Source organism: Stenotrophomonas sp. LST15-1-1.1 (assembly GCF_040815575.1).
In the GTDB taxonomy this organism is placed as follows: Bacteria; Pseudomonadota; Gammaproteobacteria; order Xanthomonadales; family Xanthomonadaceae; genus Stenotrophomonas; species Stenotrophomonas lactitubi_B.
Genome location: NZ_JBFPNJ010000001.1, coordinates 1,090,878 through 1,103,568 on the forward strand (window position 1 = coordinate 1,090,878; position 12,691 = coordinate 1,103,568).

The following is a 12,691-nucleotide window of genomic DNA, read 5'->3' on the forward strand; positions in this document are numbered from 1 at the left end:
ACCTTGCAGGACTTGAAGAAACCGGGGGTGCATTGGTTTCGACGGGGGTTGTGAAGTCGCCTGGCGCATGCCGAGGGGGTAGCTTTCCTCGTAAATCCAGCTGCAAAACTCTAGTTGCCAACGACGACAACTACGCTCCGGTCGCCCTCGCAGCCTAAAAACTGCGGTGCGTGACCTTCTGCCGACTTAGGCGGAGCCTCGAAACTGCTTGTGTCCATGCTCGCAGCGTAGAGTCATTATCATGGAATCGCGCTGGGCGGCTGCCTGTCAGTCCGGCACAAGAACACAACAGGCTGGTTCCCGGGTGCGCTTTGCACACCGTGCTGCTCGGGGATGAGATTCAACGGTGAGCTAAGCATGTAGTGCTGGGGATGGAGTGCCTTCGGACGGCGGTTCAATTCCGCCCACCTCCACCATTTGTACCGCCCTTTGGGGCACGAAAAGCCAGATCTCCCGTCGATTGGGGTCTGGCTTTTTTGTTGTCGGCGATCACCGTACGCCCCTCCACTACGCAGGCGCGTTGCCGCCGGGGCCGCATTGCCCTCAAGCCCTGGTCCCGGTGCGGCCAAGCAGACGCCTGCCGCACCCATCCCGCTGCTTTCGTCAGTTGCCGCTCAACGCGCCGGGCGTATCTGCCAGAGCTCGTACGCGCCCTCTTGCATGAGGCGGGTTGCTCGCCCATCCGCACGGAGGGTTGCAACTGCAGTACGCAGGATATGGTCCCTCTCCTGGCCGCCCTCAGCGCCGGGTGAGCGGACGATGAGGTATTCAGTACCGATGCGTTCGAGGAAGGCCAGCGTGTGTTCAGGGCTATCCACCAGTCCCGGGCGCGTCAGGGCAATGATATCGATCGGCTCATATCGGATCGGCAGCCAGAAACCTTCGCCGCCGACATCACCCACGACCCGCGTACGCGGAGCCTCCTGCGCAAGGCGCTGCGCCGTCTTTTCCAGGCCGATGTCCTGCCAGGCAACAGCGCGTCGCGAGGCGGTATCGAACATGGGACGGTCAAGACGGGTATCGAACGCGCGGGTGCCGGGTCCCCAAGCACCCGTCACCAGACACATCAAGGCCGACGCCACCGCGATGGAGAAGATCAAGCCACGCATTACCCGACCCACGCCAGGAAACGACTGCCACTTCCACAGCGACTGCTGGACAAGGAATCCTGCAAACATCAACAGGCTCAGCACAGGCGTGATGAAATAGTTTCCGTCCGCGCCGGATGCTTCGATGTAGCGATTGCCCAACAGCATCGGGAAGAACAGCAAGCCCATGAAAAGCACGGGTAGCGCGCGCCTCCACGCGATGGGTCTTCTGCAACCCAGGACCAGGGCTGCCAGAGGCAGACCGAGCCACGCGTTGCCTGTCCACAGAATCTGCAGCAGAGGGTACTGGCGTGGATCGAACAGATACGCCAGCAGCGCCTTTCCCGGCGGGAGATAGACAAGCAGGTCACTGGTCGGCAGGTGACCGACCGGTGAGCGCAACGGCAAGCCCCATGCCGCGAAGAGGTCCAGGGCTGCGTTGGGGGCCACAATGGGCACGCCGGCCAACCACCAGGTTCGCGCAGTGATGAGCCCAACCAACAGAATCACCGCAAAGAACACGCCACTGGCGACCATGGCATCCGGCTGCCCGCAGCGATGCCGCTGGCGGCACCATCGAACAAGGGCGGTGATCGCCAGCACGCCGACGGCCATCGTGTAGGGAATGTTGGACAGCCGGGCCTGGCTGGCCAACAGGGCCGCAGCCACCGCGATCCAGAACCACCCTGCCCCTCCTCTGTTGCCAAGCCGAAGCACTGCCAGCAGCGAAATGGCAAGCAGCAACGCTGCCAGAGCGTCTCCCTTGGCGGTGATTGAAATGTTGGCGAACGCGGGCAGCGTTGCAAGCAGCGCGATGACATAGGGCCGCAATGAACGTCCCACACGCAACTCGCGCAGGATCTGTGAAGCAACGGCGAGGGTGGCCAGCCAGCAGCCGATGCTCACGCCGATGATGGCCGGAATGCTCCCGATTGCCGCCAGAGGCACCTGGAGCAGCTCGATCAGCTTTGGATAGTAATGAACCGGCGCGACAAGGCCTTCACTGTAGAAGATGTTGCCGCTGGCGATCAAAGCACGGTCAGCCGACAGGCCGTACCAGTTGGAATCAAAATCCGATGAAACCGATGCTTTTGCAAACAGCACGAAGGTCAGGGCCGCGATCAAGGCGGTGACCGCAGGAGTGCGCGCACCGCCTCGTCGCACGCTGGACAGCAACATCCCGCCAAGCCACGGTCCACGCCGCAGAACGAGCATACCTCCCAGTACCACTGCAGCGAGCCAGGCAAGCGCCTGCATGCTGCCCAGGCCGAACAGCGAAGCCGTCCAAAGCAGAAGCGAGCAGGACACAATGCCTGCCAAGCCCACAATGACCTGCTGGCCCGGATCACGTCGGGAGACACCACCGGCCAAGGCAACCAGGCATCCGCCCAGGGCGAATATGCCTTCCAGATAGAGATAGCTGGCCAGCATCGCCACATCCACACCATGATGCCGGGCATACAGCACGGAAACTGCTGCAACACTCACCCACAGGGCCGGACCTCGCAGCAGTTTCAGCGCACCATACAGCGCCAGAAACAGAACTGACGATTCCAGGCCCCCCTGCCATGCCGCCGGCTGCCTTACATGCCATCCCCATACACCCGGCCCCACCAGGGACCAGATCGGGACCGCAATGAAGACCAGTACCATCGCACTCACGAGTGCAAGTCTGGCGACGGGTGATTTCATGGTTCCGCTCGATGGTTGCATGGGATGGCGCAGATTACTGTCTGGTGCTGCGCCCGTCATCCTCGCGACGCATGCGTGCATGGGCAGCCGATCAGTGCGGGATCAAGCGGTCTGCTGGAGATCTCGACCAACGGAAGCATCTCAAATGGGAAGCGAAACTCCTGCTCGCGCGCTCATCGGCCAGGATTGCTGCAGATCACCACGCTCTTGGCCGGCACCCCGCCCCACCCCACACTAGGGCCATGTCTCCGATCGTCCACGACATCCAGAAGGATCTGCCATGAACACGCCACTTATCGCCCTGCTGCTGGGCCTGGCCGTATCGACCGCCGCTGCTGGCGCACCTCCTGCTTCCAGCACCGCTGCACTGGAAGCGCTGCTGGCCTGCAAGGCGGGCTCAGATTTCACCGAAGCGCAGGTGGAGCAGGCATTCCATGCCGCCGGCCTGACCCGCGATCCCGGGAGCGTGTTCGAGCCGAAGGACAAGCCGGTGGCGCTGTTCGGTGGAACCGTGGCCAGCGCGGACGTGAGCATTTCCAAGCCCTACAAGAGCCTGCATGTGTACCTGAAGGGTGTCGATCACCAGCGTTTGGCCCGATCCTGGGGAGTGACGACGGTCAACGAGGAAGCCGAGACCGAAGCGCCCTCCTACCTCAGGAAGGTTGATGCCAGGCACACGCTGCATGTGGGGGCCGGTGACGACTACGAAGGTTATTCGGCTGCGGTCACCTGCCTGATCGAGGGGTGATCTGCAGGGAGACCAGCTGACAGACGGTGCCCGCCGGTCCCCGCCCGGTGCTACCTGCGCCCTGCTTCCGCGTTGACACGCCTGCCGCTAGAGTGGCGCCAGCGCAGGGAGTCCACATGGCAAGAACAGGCATCGGCTTCATCGGCCACACCACCGTCGTCCTCATTGCCCTGCTGACCCTCAGCGGGTGCGCGACGCTGCGCCAGTTCGGCCCATCGGTGCAGGTGGGCACGGTCACCCCGGGCCAGTACATCGCGCTCAAGCGCGGTGACATCCTCACCAGCGGCAAGCTCAGCGCGGCCACGATGGAGACCCTACGCGTGGCTGGCCTGGACGAAGGTGCCTGCGCCAAACCGGGCCTGCCGTGCATCGAAGCGATGGAGGCCAGCATCGTCGTCCGCGAGGAAGACAAGCGCTCGTCGCTGGCCGAGCTGTGGGTGCAGTACGCGATGACGATGCCGGCGCCGAAGCGCGAGTCAGCGTCGGTGGCGCGCAGCAAGGCCGCGGCCGCTCTGCCCGACCCGACCTTCCAACCGCGCCTGGATGCGTGGATGCAGATCGCACGGCAGTCCTATGCGTATCTGTTCTTCACCGAACGCACCGCCAACCAGCGTGGCTTCGAAGACCGCCAGACCCAGGTTCGCGACTACTACAACCTGGCCGTGCAGGAATCGGCCGTGCTGCTGTTCGAAGCCTATTCGAGCAAGCAGGTGCGCAACGACAACGGGCGATTCCAGCTGGGCCGCTGGACCTTCGTGCTGGCGCCTGCCGACGATGGCGCGGCGGCGGATACGCGCGAACCGATCGAACTGGTACCGGCGGCATCGATGTCCTTCACCGGCACCCTGCGCAGCGTGCATCGTCGCGATGGCTTCGGTGCCGAACTGGTGGCGGTGATGGCCGACCCGGCCAGCACCGGGCTGGCGGCGGCCGCTGCAGGCACCGCACCGGCGGCCGAGCGCGACTGGAGCGAGATGCCGTCGCCGTCGATGACTGTGTTGCTGCGCTTCTCGGGCAAGAACCTGTGGGAAGTGCTGCACGACGACGAGCCGGAACTGGAGATCCACGACCCCTACCAGGTGGCGGTGGTGGAACTGCATGGCGAGCAGGTGCCGCTGGCGGCGAACTTCACCGCCGGCTACGCGCTGTGGCTGGCCCGCTCCAACTTCAGCCGGCAATCGCTGCGTACATTGTTCGGTGGCAAGGGGGGCATCGAAAAACCGCACCTGTTCATGATGCAGCCCTACGATCCGAACCGCCGCGTGCTGCTGATGATCCATGGCCTGGCCAGCAGCCCGGAAGCGTGGGTGAACGTGGCCAACGAACTGATGCGCGACGATGAGATCCGCGGCGATTTCCAGATCTGGCAGTTCTACTACCCGACCAACATGCCGATCGCGCTCAGCCACGATGAGATCCGGCGGATCCTGCACGACACGCTGCAGCACTTCGACCCGAGCGGCCAGGCGCTCGCCTCGCATGACATGGTGGTGGTCGCCCACAGCATGGGCGGCGTGATTTCGCGGCTGATGGTGTCCTCCTCCGGCGACCATCTGGTCGATACCCTGCTGGCGACCGCGCAGATGACTCCGGCGCAGCGCGAACTGCTGCGTACGAAAGGCGCACCGGTGCTGACATTCCAGCCGGAACCGGAAATCTCGCGGGTGGTGTTCATCGCCACCCCGCATCGCGGCACCGATGTCGCCGGCACGCGCCTGGGCCGCTGGCTGGGCCGCTTCGTACGCCTGCCGCTGACCGTGCTGGAGGATGTCGCAACGTTGGCAAACGACGGCAAGGTCGAGCGCAACGATGACAAGCACGGCTACCAGATGAACAGCATCCAGAACCTGGACAAGGACGATGCCTTCGTCAAGGCAGTGGCCGATCTGCCGATATCGCCGAAGGTGCGTTACCACTCGATCATCGCGCGGACCCAGGCCGAAGGTCCGCTGGAAAAGACCGACGATGGACTGGTGCCGTACTGGAGTTCGCACCTGCCACATGCCGTTTCGGAAAAGGTGATTGTGTCCGGTCACAGCGTGCAGGAAGCTACGCCGGCCATCGTCGAACTTCGCCGCATCCTGCATGAGGACATGGAAGCTCACCCCCTGCCGGCGAAGTAGCACACGAAATCCAGCAACCGTGGCCCGCGCTTTTCCGGCCGGGCCACCGACAACGAGGCAATGGAATGCACATCTCAACACTGGTCGAGCTGCTCGGCAGCAAAGGCTCGGATGCTCATCTGCAGGCATGGTTCGCACAGCACGGCATCGGCAAGCCGCCGGCCACGATCAGCGCGAACCAGGGGCAGAAATCAGTCAAGGACAAGCTCCACGACATGGAGTTCTACTTTGCCTTCGACATCATCAATGATCGCTTCTATCCGCCCACCAGCGCGGCGCGTGGCAGCCTGCTGAGCCACTTCAAGTCCGCCACCCTGTTCAGTCGCCGGCCCAAGGGCAATCCGCCAAAGCCCGAAGGCTTCTGGGACGGATACGTGCAGCCTGCAGCCACACTCCAGGACTGCCTGGCGTATTTCAACGGCCTGATGGAAGAATTCGGCGATACGGTCTACTTTGAAAAGCCGCTGACCGGGGACGTGGAAATCAAGCTCTGGTTCTGCAAGCGCAGGCAGCGCGTGGACACCATCCAGCTCAATCTGCGCGAGGACCGCGAGTTCATCGGCCATCATGATTTCGACCCTGGCAATGAACACAACACCACCCCGCAGGCGGCAACGCTGGTACTGAAGTGGTTGTTCGATCGCCGACACCTGCGGGTGGCGCAGGCACTCTACGAGGCCGGGCTGGAGGACGATCACCAGGCGATCCTGCGCTTTGCCGATCAACATCTCGGCAACCACGTCTGGGCAGGGCAGCTTCACGATTCACCTGCGCTGCGCAGCCTGCTGGCCCACACCAGGACCACCCGCCCCCTGCAACTGGACAACGGCAGCTCGCTGCACCTGTTCGACAAGTGGCTGTACCTGAAGGCAGGCGGGGCATGGGAACGGCATCAGGCCCTCTACAACGACGACACACTGGTGGACTGGAGTGCGAGCGTGGGTGCATTCGAGCGCGCGGTGGTGCTTGATGCCGCACAGCGACAGGCCTTCCTGGCACTGCTGGACGACGCCTATCAGCGGGTTCAGCAAGCGCACCCTGCCTGATCGCGTTGGGGGAAATCCCTCATCGTGCGTACGCATCGCTCTGGCTAAGCTGGCCACTCTCTTCCGCAGGAGATCCACATGAACACCTCAGAGCCCAGCCGCCAGCCCAGCCCCGATCCGGCCGAGCGCGATGCGTTCTTCCCGTCGCCGTACTCGCTGTCCCAGTTCACTTCGGCAACCACCGACCTTTCAGGCGCGGACTATCCCGATGCCCGTCGTGACGGACGCTGGAAAGTGCTGATGATCGCCGCCGACGAACGTTATCTGCCGACCGCCAACGGCCATCTGTTCTCGACCGGCAACCATCCGGTGGAGACGCTGCTGCCGATGTATCACCTGGACAAGGCCGGTTTCGGGATCGACGTGGCCACGCTGTCGGGCAACCCGGTCAAGTTCGAGTGGTGGGCGTTCCCACGCGAGGACCGCGAGATCGGCGGACTGTATGAGCGCTACGAGTCCCGCTTCCGCCAGCCTCTGCAGCTGGACGACGTAGCGGCCGCGCTCGACGCCGGTTCGGACTATGCCGCAGTGTTCATTCCCGGGGGGCACGGTGCGTTGATCGGCCTGCCGGAAAGTCGCGCAGTGAAGGCCACCCTGCAGTGGGCGATGGACCATCAGCGCCACATCATCACCCTCTGCCACGGCCCTGCCGCGCTGCTGGCGGCCGGTGTGGATGAAACCGATGGTGGTTCATTGTTCCGTGGCCATCGGATCTGCGCCTTCCCCGATGCGATGGACCGACAGACACCGGATATCGGCTACATGCCCGGTCAACTGCCCTGGTTCTTCGGTGAGCGTCTGGCCCAGCAGGGCGTGCAGATCGTCAACGAGGGCATCGACGGCAGCGTGATGCAGGACCGCCTGCTGCTGACCGGAGACAGCCCGTTGGCGGGCAATGCGCTGGGCAAGCTGGCCGCGCGCACCCTGCTGGATGCGCTGGCCACGCGCTGATCGACATGGACAGCGTGGTGCCGTCATTGCTGGTGCTGGAGCGCGCGCGTTCGCTGGCGGCGGTCGGCGCGTTGCTGCGCAGCACCGGCGCGCCGCTGGGCTATGACCGCACGCTGATGTTCGCCACCGGCACCGATCTGGAACGCGGCGCGCAGCGCCTGTACTGGATCGATGGCGATTGGTTCGGTGAGGGCGCCAACACTGACATGGCGCATTACCTGCATGCGTGCCCGGTCAATCGCCATGTGCTGGACAGCGATGCGCCCTTCTTCTGGAGCAAGCAGCAGGGCATGCGCGGCGAGCGCTACCAAGTCGTGCGGCAACCGCGCGGCGAAGGACTGCACGGCCTGCAGGTGCCAGTGTTCGGTGCAACCGGGTTGGAAGGCGCGGTCAGCTGGGGCGGGCGCACGATCGACGCATCTCCATCAGCACGGTTGCTGCTGGAGCTGATCGGCACCGCCGCCTTCCGTGCGGCGCATCGGCTGTCTGTCGCCCCGGCGGTTGTGCCTACCGGCACACTCAGCGCGCGCGAGCGTGAGGTACTGCGTTGGGTTGCCGCCGGTCGTCGCCAGGCAGACATCGCTGCCACGCTTGGGCTGTCCGCGCGCACCGTGGAAAACCACCTGCGCAGAGCACGCCAGCGGCTGGGCGTGGCGACCACTGCGCAGGCAGTGCGCGCGGCCAGCCGGCGCGGTGAGATCGGGGACTGAGTGCAGGCGTGACACTTCCGTGGACCGCCGTCGCATGCTACACAAGCCAAGCGCATGTGCGCGATTGCAGAAAGCAAGGATGATGCTTATGAAACTGCAACTGGCCTCGATGGCCGCATTGATGCTGGCGATTGGCAGCATGGCATCGGCAGGAAGTGCCGTCGCCGGTGTGCCATCGCCACCCGGCAGCACCACCGAATGCGTACCGGTGGAAGTGGAGCGCTACCGCATCCACCAGCACTGCACGGTGACCTTCGTCGACGAAACGGGCAGCGTCTTCGTTTCTGAATACTGGATCGACGAGTACGGCAATCCCTACCTGATCTGAGCAACGAACCCTATCGGCAACGTTGCTGCAGCCGACGGTCACGCCCGGGCGGGCGCACGGAAATCGCCCGCTCCGGCATACCTCCACCCTCCCTTTCCGTGGCATCCTCCGTGAAATCGTTTTCACGGAATGGAGGGATTCCACGATGCTGTCACGTTTCCGCAGATCCGCGCTCTGCGCACTGCTGGTCCTTGCTCTGCCCGCCGCCACCTGGGCGAGCACGCCCGCGCCGTTGAAGGTGATGTCCTTCAACGTACGCACTCCCGCTGACACCGACCCTGGCAAGCGCTGGCAAGATCGCCGCGAGGCCATGGTCACGGTGATCCAGCAGGCGCACCCGGCGGTGATCGGCACCCAGGAACTGGTGCTGGAGCAGGCCAACTACCTGGCCGAGCACCTGCCCGACTATCGCTGGTTCGGCGAAGGTCGCCGCGGTGGCAGCGGCGACGAGCACATGGGCGTGTTCTACGACAGCAAGGTGCTGGCGGTGGAGGAATCCGGCAACTTCTGGCTGTCCGATACACCCGAGGTCGCAGGCAGCATCAGCTGGGGCAACCTGTTCCCGCGCATGGTCACCTGGGCCGTGTTCCGTCGCCTGGATGATGGCCGTCGCTTCTACTTCATGAACACCCACCTGCCCTACCGCGACGAGGACGAACCGCGGCGGATCAAGGGTGCCGAACTGATCGCCAAGCGCGTGGCCGCCCTGCCTTCCGATCTGCCCGTCGTGCTGACCGGTGATTTCAACAGCGAACCCGGCGGCGGCACCTATCAGGCCTTCACCCGGGTGCTGCAGGACACGCGCACACAGGTCAAGACACCGCAGGGGCCGCGCCTGACCTTCCACAACTTCACGGGAACGGCGACCGCCGAACTGGACTGGGTGCTGGTACGTGGCTTCCACGCGCGCAGCTTCCGCACCGATGACCGCCGCATCGACGGCGTGCTGCCCTCCGATCACTTCCCGCTGGTCGTTGAGCTGGACTGGCCGAAGCCCTGAGCACTGCGGCGACCCTCGCTACGGCGGGGGTCGCTTGCCCAGCAGGCGGTACAGCGCCTGGTGCTGGTCGCGCGCCTGGCAGATGCGTGCGCCGACGGCCAGGAACACCGCAATGCCGACAAGGCCAACCCCCAGCATGGAATCGGGCAGGCGCAGGAAACCGATCACCGCGGCCATCGCTGCCAGCACCAGCAGCACCACCACGGCGACCGACAGCCCGGCCCCCGGCAGGCCGGGATCGCCGAGCAGCGTCCGTTGGGTCGATTGCTTCTGTTCGCTCATGTCCTGTCCTCCCGTGTTCCCCCCACTAGTTACACGGTGGGCGGCACTTCCGGCAGAGTCAGAAACGTCATGGCGGCGAGAACGCGCCCGGCGGCACACGCGCTACCCTGCCAGCACCCTCATTGAGCGGAGACGGCACATGACCCATCGCAGCCGACTGGCCGGTTTCATCATCGATTGCCAGGACACACCTGCTGCGGACAGCGCCCGCTTCTGGGCCGCAGCGTTGGGCCTGCAGGCCGAGCCGGCCCGTGGCGAAGGCGACGCAGAGTACGCCGACCTGACAGGTGCGCCGGCCGGCTTGAACGTGGAGGTGCAGCGGGTCGATCACCCGTCGCGGGTGCACCTGGATATCGAAAGTGACGACATCGACGCCGAAGCCGAACGGCTGGAAAGGCTCGGTGCGCGCCGGGTCGGTTTCGTCAAACGCTGGTGGGTGATGGAAGCGCCCACCGGTCATCGTTTCTGCATCGTGCGCATGCGCGGCCCCGATGCCCCGGCCAACCTCTGGCCGTAACGAAAAAAGGGACGGAAGCTGATGCTCCCGTCCCCTGCCGATCAGCGCGCCTGGGCTACGCTCGGCGCCTGCGGTGACTGGCCCCAGCCACCCAGTGCCTTGTACACGCCCACCACGCTGACGTTGACCTCCGATTCGGCGGCCGCCAGTGCATCATCGGCCACCAACTGCGTGCGCTGCGCGTCGAGCAGGGTCAGGAAGTCTTCCGAACCCTCGCGGTAGCGGATCTGCGCCAGCGATTCGGCCCGTCGTGCTGCCTGCGCCTGCTCGACCACGATGGCCAGCCGTGCCTGCTGCTTGGAGTAGCGGGTCAACGCGTTCTCGGTGTCTTCCAGCGCCAGCAGCACCGCCTGCTCGTACTGTGCGGCCACGCCCTCGGCCTCGGCCTTGCTCGCACGCAGGCGTGCCTTGACCGTGCCGAAATCGAATGCCGCCCAGCTCAGCGACGGGGTCAGCGACCAGGCCTTGTTGTTGCCGTTGACCAGGCCACTGGCATCGCCACCGAGGAAGCCGACGAAACCAGACAGCGACAGCCGCGGGAACAGATCGGCGGTGGCCACGCCGACACGCGCGGTGGCGGCAGCCAGGCGGCGTTCGGCGACCCGCACGTCAGCACGCTGACGCAGCAGTTCGCGGGTATCGCCCAGCGGCAAGGCCTTGGCAAACGCCGGCACTTCGTGCGGTGCCAGCATGGCGGTCAACACTTCCGGACGCTGGCCAAGCAGGACGGCCAGCCGGTTGCGCGACTGCGTCTCGGCCACTTCCAGCAGCGGGATATCGGCCTCGATGGCCTTCAACCGTGCGCGGCTGCTCTGCACGTCCAGCTCGCTGCCGGCACCCAGCTCCCAGCGTGCCTCGGTCAGCCGCTGCGTATCACGCAGGTTGACCAGGGTGCGCTGGGCCACCGCGATGCGCTTCTGGGTGCCACGCAACTCGAAGTAGTTGCGTGCCACTTCGGCCGCGATCAGCACCTGCGCGTCGGCGAGGTTGGCCTGCTCGGCGTCCAGGTCGGCACGCGCGGCCTCTGCAGCACGGCGCTTGCGGCCGAACAGATCCAGCTCCCAGCCCGCATCGAAGCCGAGCTGGTAGCTTTCACTGAACACCCGCTGCCCACCCAGCTGCGGATCGGGTTGCTTGCGGCGATCGTAGCTGCCGCCAGCGGTAACGTGCGGCGCCTGGTCGAAGCGGCTCTCGACGAACACTGCACGGGCCTGGCTGACGCGGGCCACGGCCACGCGCAGGTCCAGGTTGTCCGACAGCGCGCCATGCACCAGTTCTTCAAGCACCGGATCATCGAACTGCGCCCACCAGCTGGCGACCGGCGAGGCGGTGCTGAACACCGGCTGCTGCGCACCCTGCAGGACGACGGACTCCTGCACCGGTGCTTTGTAATTGGGGCCGACGCTGACACAGCCCGCCAGCACCAGGCTGGAGACGGCCATCGCCAGGGTGCGGATCACCATGGCAGCACCTCGCCCAGGTAGGTGAAGCTGCCGCTGGCGCCGGACTCGCCAATCAGCGACATCTGCACGCTGGAGCGTGCGCCCTCGGCGATTTCGATTTCGCCGTTGCCGCCGTTCATATCGGTTTTCACGTAACCGGGGTGCACGGTGTTGACCTTGATCGGCGTACTGCGCAGCTCATGGGCGAGGGACAGGGTCCAGCTGTTCACCGCGGCCTTGGAGGCGTTGTAGGCCGGGATCTTGAAGTCGTAGATGCCCGAGGTCGGATCGGCATGCAGGGTCTGCGAGCCGAGCATGCTGGAGACATTGACGATGCGACCGGACTTGGCCTGCTTGATCAGCGGCAGGAAGGCCTGGGTCACTGCCACCAGCGCATACACGTTGGTGTCGAAGGTGCGACGCCAGGTGTCCAGCGACTGTTCCGACGGCAGCTGTGCGGGGTTCTCGATCATGATGCCGGCGTTGTTGACCAGGATGTCCAGACGGCCATGGCGCTGGCGCACCTGCTCGACCGCCTCGGCGATGCTGGCGCCATCGTTGACGTCCAGCTGCAGTGCCTCCACCGGCAGGCCTTCTGCCTGCAGCTTCAGTGCCAGTTCGACGGCGGTCTCGCGCTTGCGCCCGGCCAGCAGCGTATGCACGCCGGCCTGCGCCAGCTGGCGCACGGTTTCCAGGCCGATGCCGCGGGTTGCGCCGGTAACCAGCGCGATCTTGTTCTGATGGGTGTTCATGGATTCATTGCC

General features: G+C 65.0%; 12 protein-coding genes and 1 other RNA gene. 9 read left to right on the top strand and 4 right to left on the bottom strand.

Annotated elements, in window-relative coordinates:
- The first annotated feature begins 23 nt into the window (after window positions 1-23).
- Window positions 24-416, top strand: a transfer-messenger RNA (tmRNA) gene (gene ssrA, locus MRBLST15_RS04965).
- A gap of 198 nt (window positions 417-614) precedes the next feature.
- Here ssrA and MRBLST15_RS04970 read toward each other — a convergent pair.
- Window positions 615-2,780, bottom strand: a complete 2,166-nt coding sequence (locus MRBLST15_RS04970) for a hypothetical protein (protein WP_367785392.1) — start codon at window positions 2,778-2,780, stop codon at window positions 615-617.
- A 280-nt stretch (window positions 2,781-3,060) separates the two neighbouring features.
- Between MRBLST15_RS04970 and MRBLST15_RS04975 the strand changes: the two genes are divergently transcribed.
- From MRBLST15_RS04975 to MRBLST15_RS05005, 7 genes are all read left to right on the top strand, one after another.
- Complete coding sequence (locus MRBLST15_RS04975; RefSeq protein ID WP_367785393.1) at window positions 3,061-3,528, top strand: hypothetical protein; 468 nt, start codon at window positions 3,061-3,063, stop codon at window positions 3,526-3,528.
- A gap of 116 nt (window positions 3,529-3,644) precedes the next feature.
- Window positions 3,645-5,651: an esterase/lipase family protein gene (locus MRBLST15_RS04980; protein WP_367785394.1), complete on the top strand. Its 2,007-nt coding sequence runs from the start codon at window positions 3,645-3,647 to the stop codon at window positions 5,649-5,651.
- A 65-nt stretch (window positions 5,652-5,716) separates the two neighbouring features.
- Window positions 5,717-6,697, top strand: coding sequence for a hypothetical protein (locus MRBLST15_RS04985; protein ID WP_367785395.1), 981 nt, complete (start codon window positions 5,717-5,719; stop codon window positions 6,695-6,697).
- A 78-nt stretch (window positions 6,698-6,775) separates the two neighbouring features.
- Window positions 6,776-7,648: a glyoxalase III HchA gene (gene hchA, locus MRBLST15_RS04990; RefSeq protein WP_265952159.1), complete on the top strand. Its 873-nt coding sequence runs from the start codon at window positions 6,776-6,778 to the stop codon at window positions 7,646-7,648.
- Window positions 7,649-7,653: 5 nt separating this feature from the next.
- On the top strand, window positions 7,654-8,358 hold the full coding sequence (locus MRBLST15_RS04995; protein ID WP_367785396.1) for a PA1136 family autoinducer-binding transcriptional regulator: 705 nt from the start codon (window positions 7,654-7,656) through the stop codon (window positions 8,356-8,358).
- Window positions 8,359-8,446: 88 nt separating this feature from the next.
- Window positions 8,447-8,686, top strand: coding sequence for a hypothetical protein (locus tag MRBLST15_RS05000; protein ID WP_223880184.1), 240 nt, complete (start codon window positions 8,447-8,449; stop codon window positions 8,684-8,686).
- Between the two features lie 145 nt (window positions 8,687-8,831).
- Complete coding sequence (locus tag MRBLST15_RS05005; RefSeq protein ID WP_367785397.1) at window positions 8,832-9,686, top strand: endonuclease/exonuclease/phosphatase family protein; 855 nt, start codon at window positions 8,832-8,834, stop codon at window positions 9,684-9,686.
- Window positions 9,687-9,704: 18 nt separating this feature from the next.
- Here the strand turns inward: MRBLST15_RS05005 and MRBLST15_RS05010 are convergent, their stop codons facing one another.
- Window positions 9,705-9,968 (bottom strand): hypothetical protein, encoded by a 264-nt coding sequence (locus tag MRBLST15_RS05010; RefSeq protein ID WP_265952153.1) that lies wholly within the window; start codon window positions 9,966-9,968, stop codon window positions 9,705-9,707.
- Between the two features lie 139 nt (window positions 9,969-10,107).
- Here MRBLST15_RS05010 and MRBLST15_RS05015 point away from each other — a divergent pair, with 139 nt between their 5' ends.
- The gene (locus tag MRBLST15_RS05015) at window positions 10,108-10,485 is read left to right on the top strand and encodes a VOC family protein (protein WP_367785398.1); all 378 of its coding nucleotides are present in this window, start codon (window positions 10,108-10,110) and stop codon (window positions 10,483-10,485) included.
- A gap of 41 nt (window positions 10,486-10,526) precedes the next feature.
- Here the strand turns inward: MRBLST15_RS05015 and MRBLST15_RS05020 are convergent, their stop codons facing one another.
- Together MRBLST15_RS05020 and MRBLST15_RS05025 are read right to left on the bottom strand one after the other, a co-directional pair.
- Window positions 10,527-11,948: an efflux transporter outer membrane subunit gene (locus MRBLST15_RS05020; RefSeq protein WP_312705433.1), complete on the bottom strand. Its 1,422-nt coding sequence runs from the start codon at window positions 11,946-11,948 to the stop codon at window positions 10,527-10,529.
- A complete protein-coding gene (locus MRBLST15_RS05025; RefSeq protein WP_312705432.1) occupies window positions 11,942-12,679 on the bottom strand; it encodes an SDR family oxidoreductase in 738 nt (245 codons plus the stop codon). The genes MRBLST15_RS05020 and MRBLST15_RS05025 overlap by 7 nt, the downstream gene beginning before the upstream one ends.
- Between the last annotated feature and the right edge of the window lie 12 nt (window positions 12,680-12,691).

Coding starts and splice junctions, on each gene's coding strand:
- MRBLST15_RS04980 (WP_367785394.1), top strand. CDS start 3,645: ATGGCAAGAACAGGCATCGGCTTCATCGGCCACACCACCGTCGTCCTC.
- MRBLST15_RS04995 (WP_367785396.1), top strand. CDS start 7,654: ATGGACAGCGTGGTGCCGTCATTGCTGGTGCTGGAGCGCGCGCGTTCG.
- MRBLST15_RS05000 (WP_223880184.1), top strand. CDS start 8,447: ATGAAACTGCAACTGGCCTCGATGGCCGCATTGATGCTGGCGATTGGC.
- MRBLST15_RS05020 (WP_312705433.1), bottom strand. CDS start 11,948: ATGGTGATCCGCACCCTGGCGATGGCCGTCTCCAGCCTGGTGCTGGCG.
- MRBLST15_RS05010 (WP_265952153.1), bottom strand. CDS start 9,968: ATGAGCGAACAGAAGCAATCGACCCAACGGACGCTGCTCGGCGATCCC.
- hchA (WP_265952159.1), top strand. CDS start 6,776: ATGAACACCTCAGAGCCCAGCCGCCAGCCCAGCCCCGATCCGGCCGAG.
- MRBLST15_RS04970 (WP_367785392.1), bottom strand. CDS start 2,780: ATGAAATCACCCGTCGCCAGACTTGCACTCGTGAGTGCGATGGTACTG.
- MRBLST15_RS05005 (WP_367785397.1), top strand. CDS start 8,832: ATGCTGTCACGTTTCCGCAGATCCGCGCTCTGCGCACTGCTGGTCCTT.
- MRBLST15_RS05025 (WP_312705432.1), bottom strand. CDS start 12,679: ATGAACACCCATCAGAACAAGATCGCGCTGGTTACCGGCGCAACCCGC.
- MRBLST15_RS05015 (WP_367785398.1), top strand. CDS start 10,108: ATGACCCATCGCAGCCGACTGGCCGGTTTCATCATCGATTGCCAGGAC.
- MRBLST15_RS04985 (WP_367785395.1), top strand. CDS start 5,717: ATGCACATCTCAACACTGGTCGAGCTGCTCGGCAGCAAAGGCTCGGAT.
- MRBLST15_RS04975 (WP_367785393.1), top strand. CDS start 3,061: ATGAACACGCCACTTATCGCCCTGCTGCTGGGCCTGGCCGTATCGACC.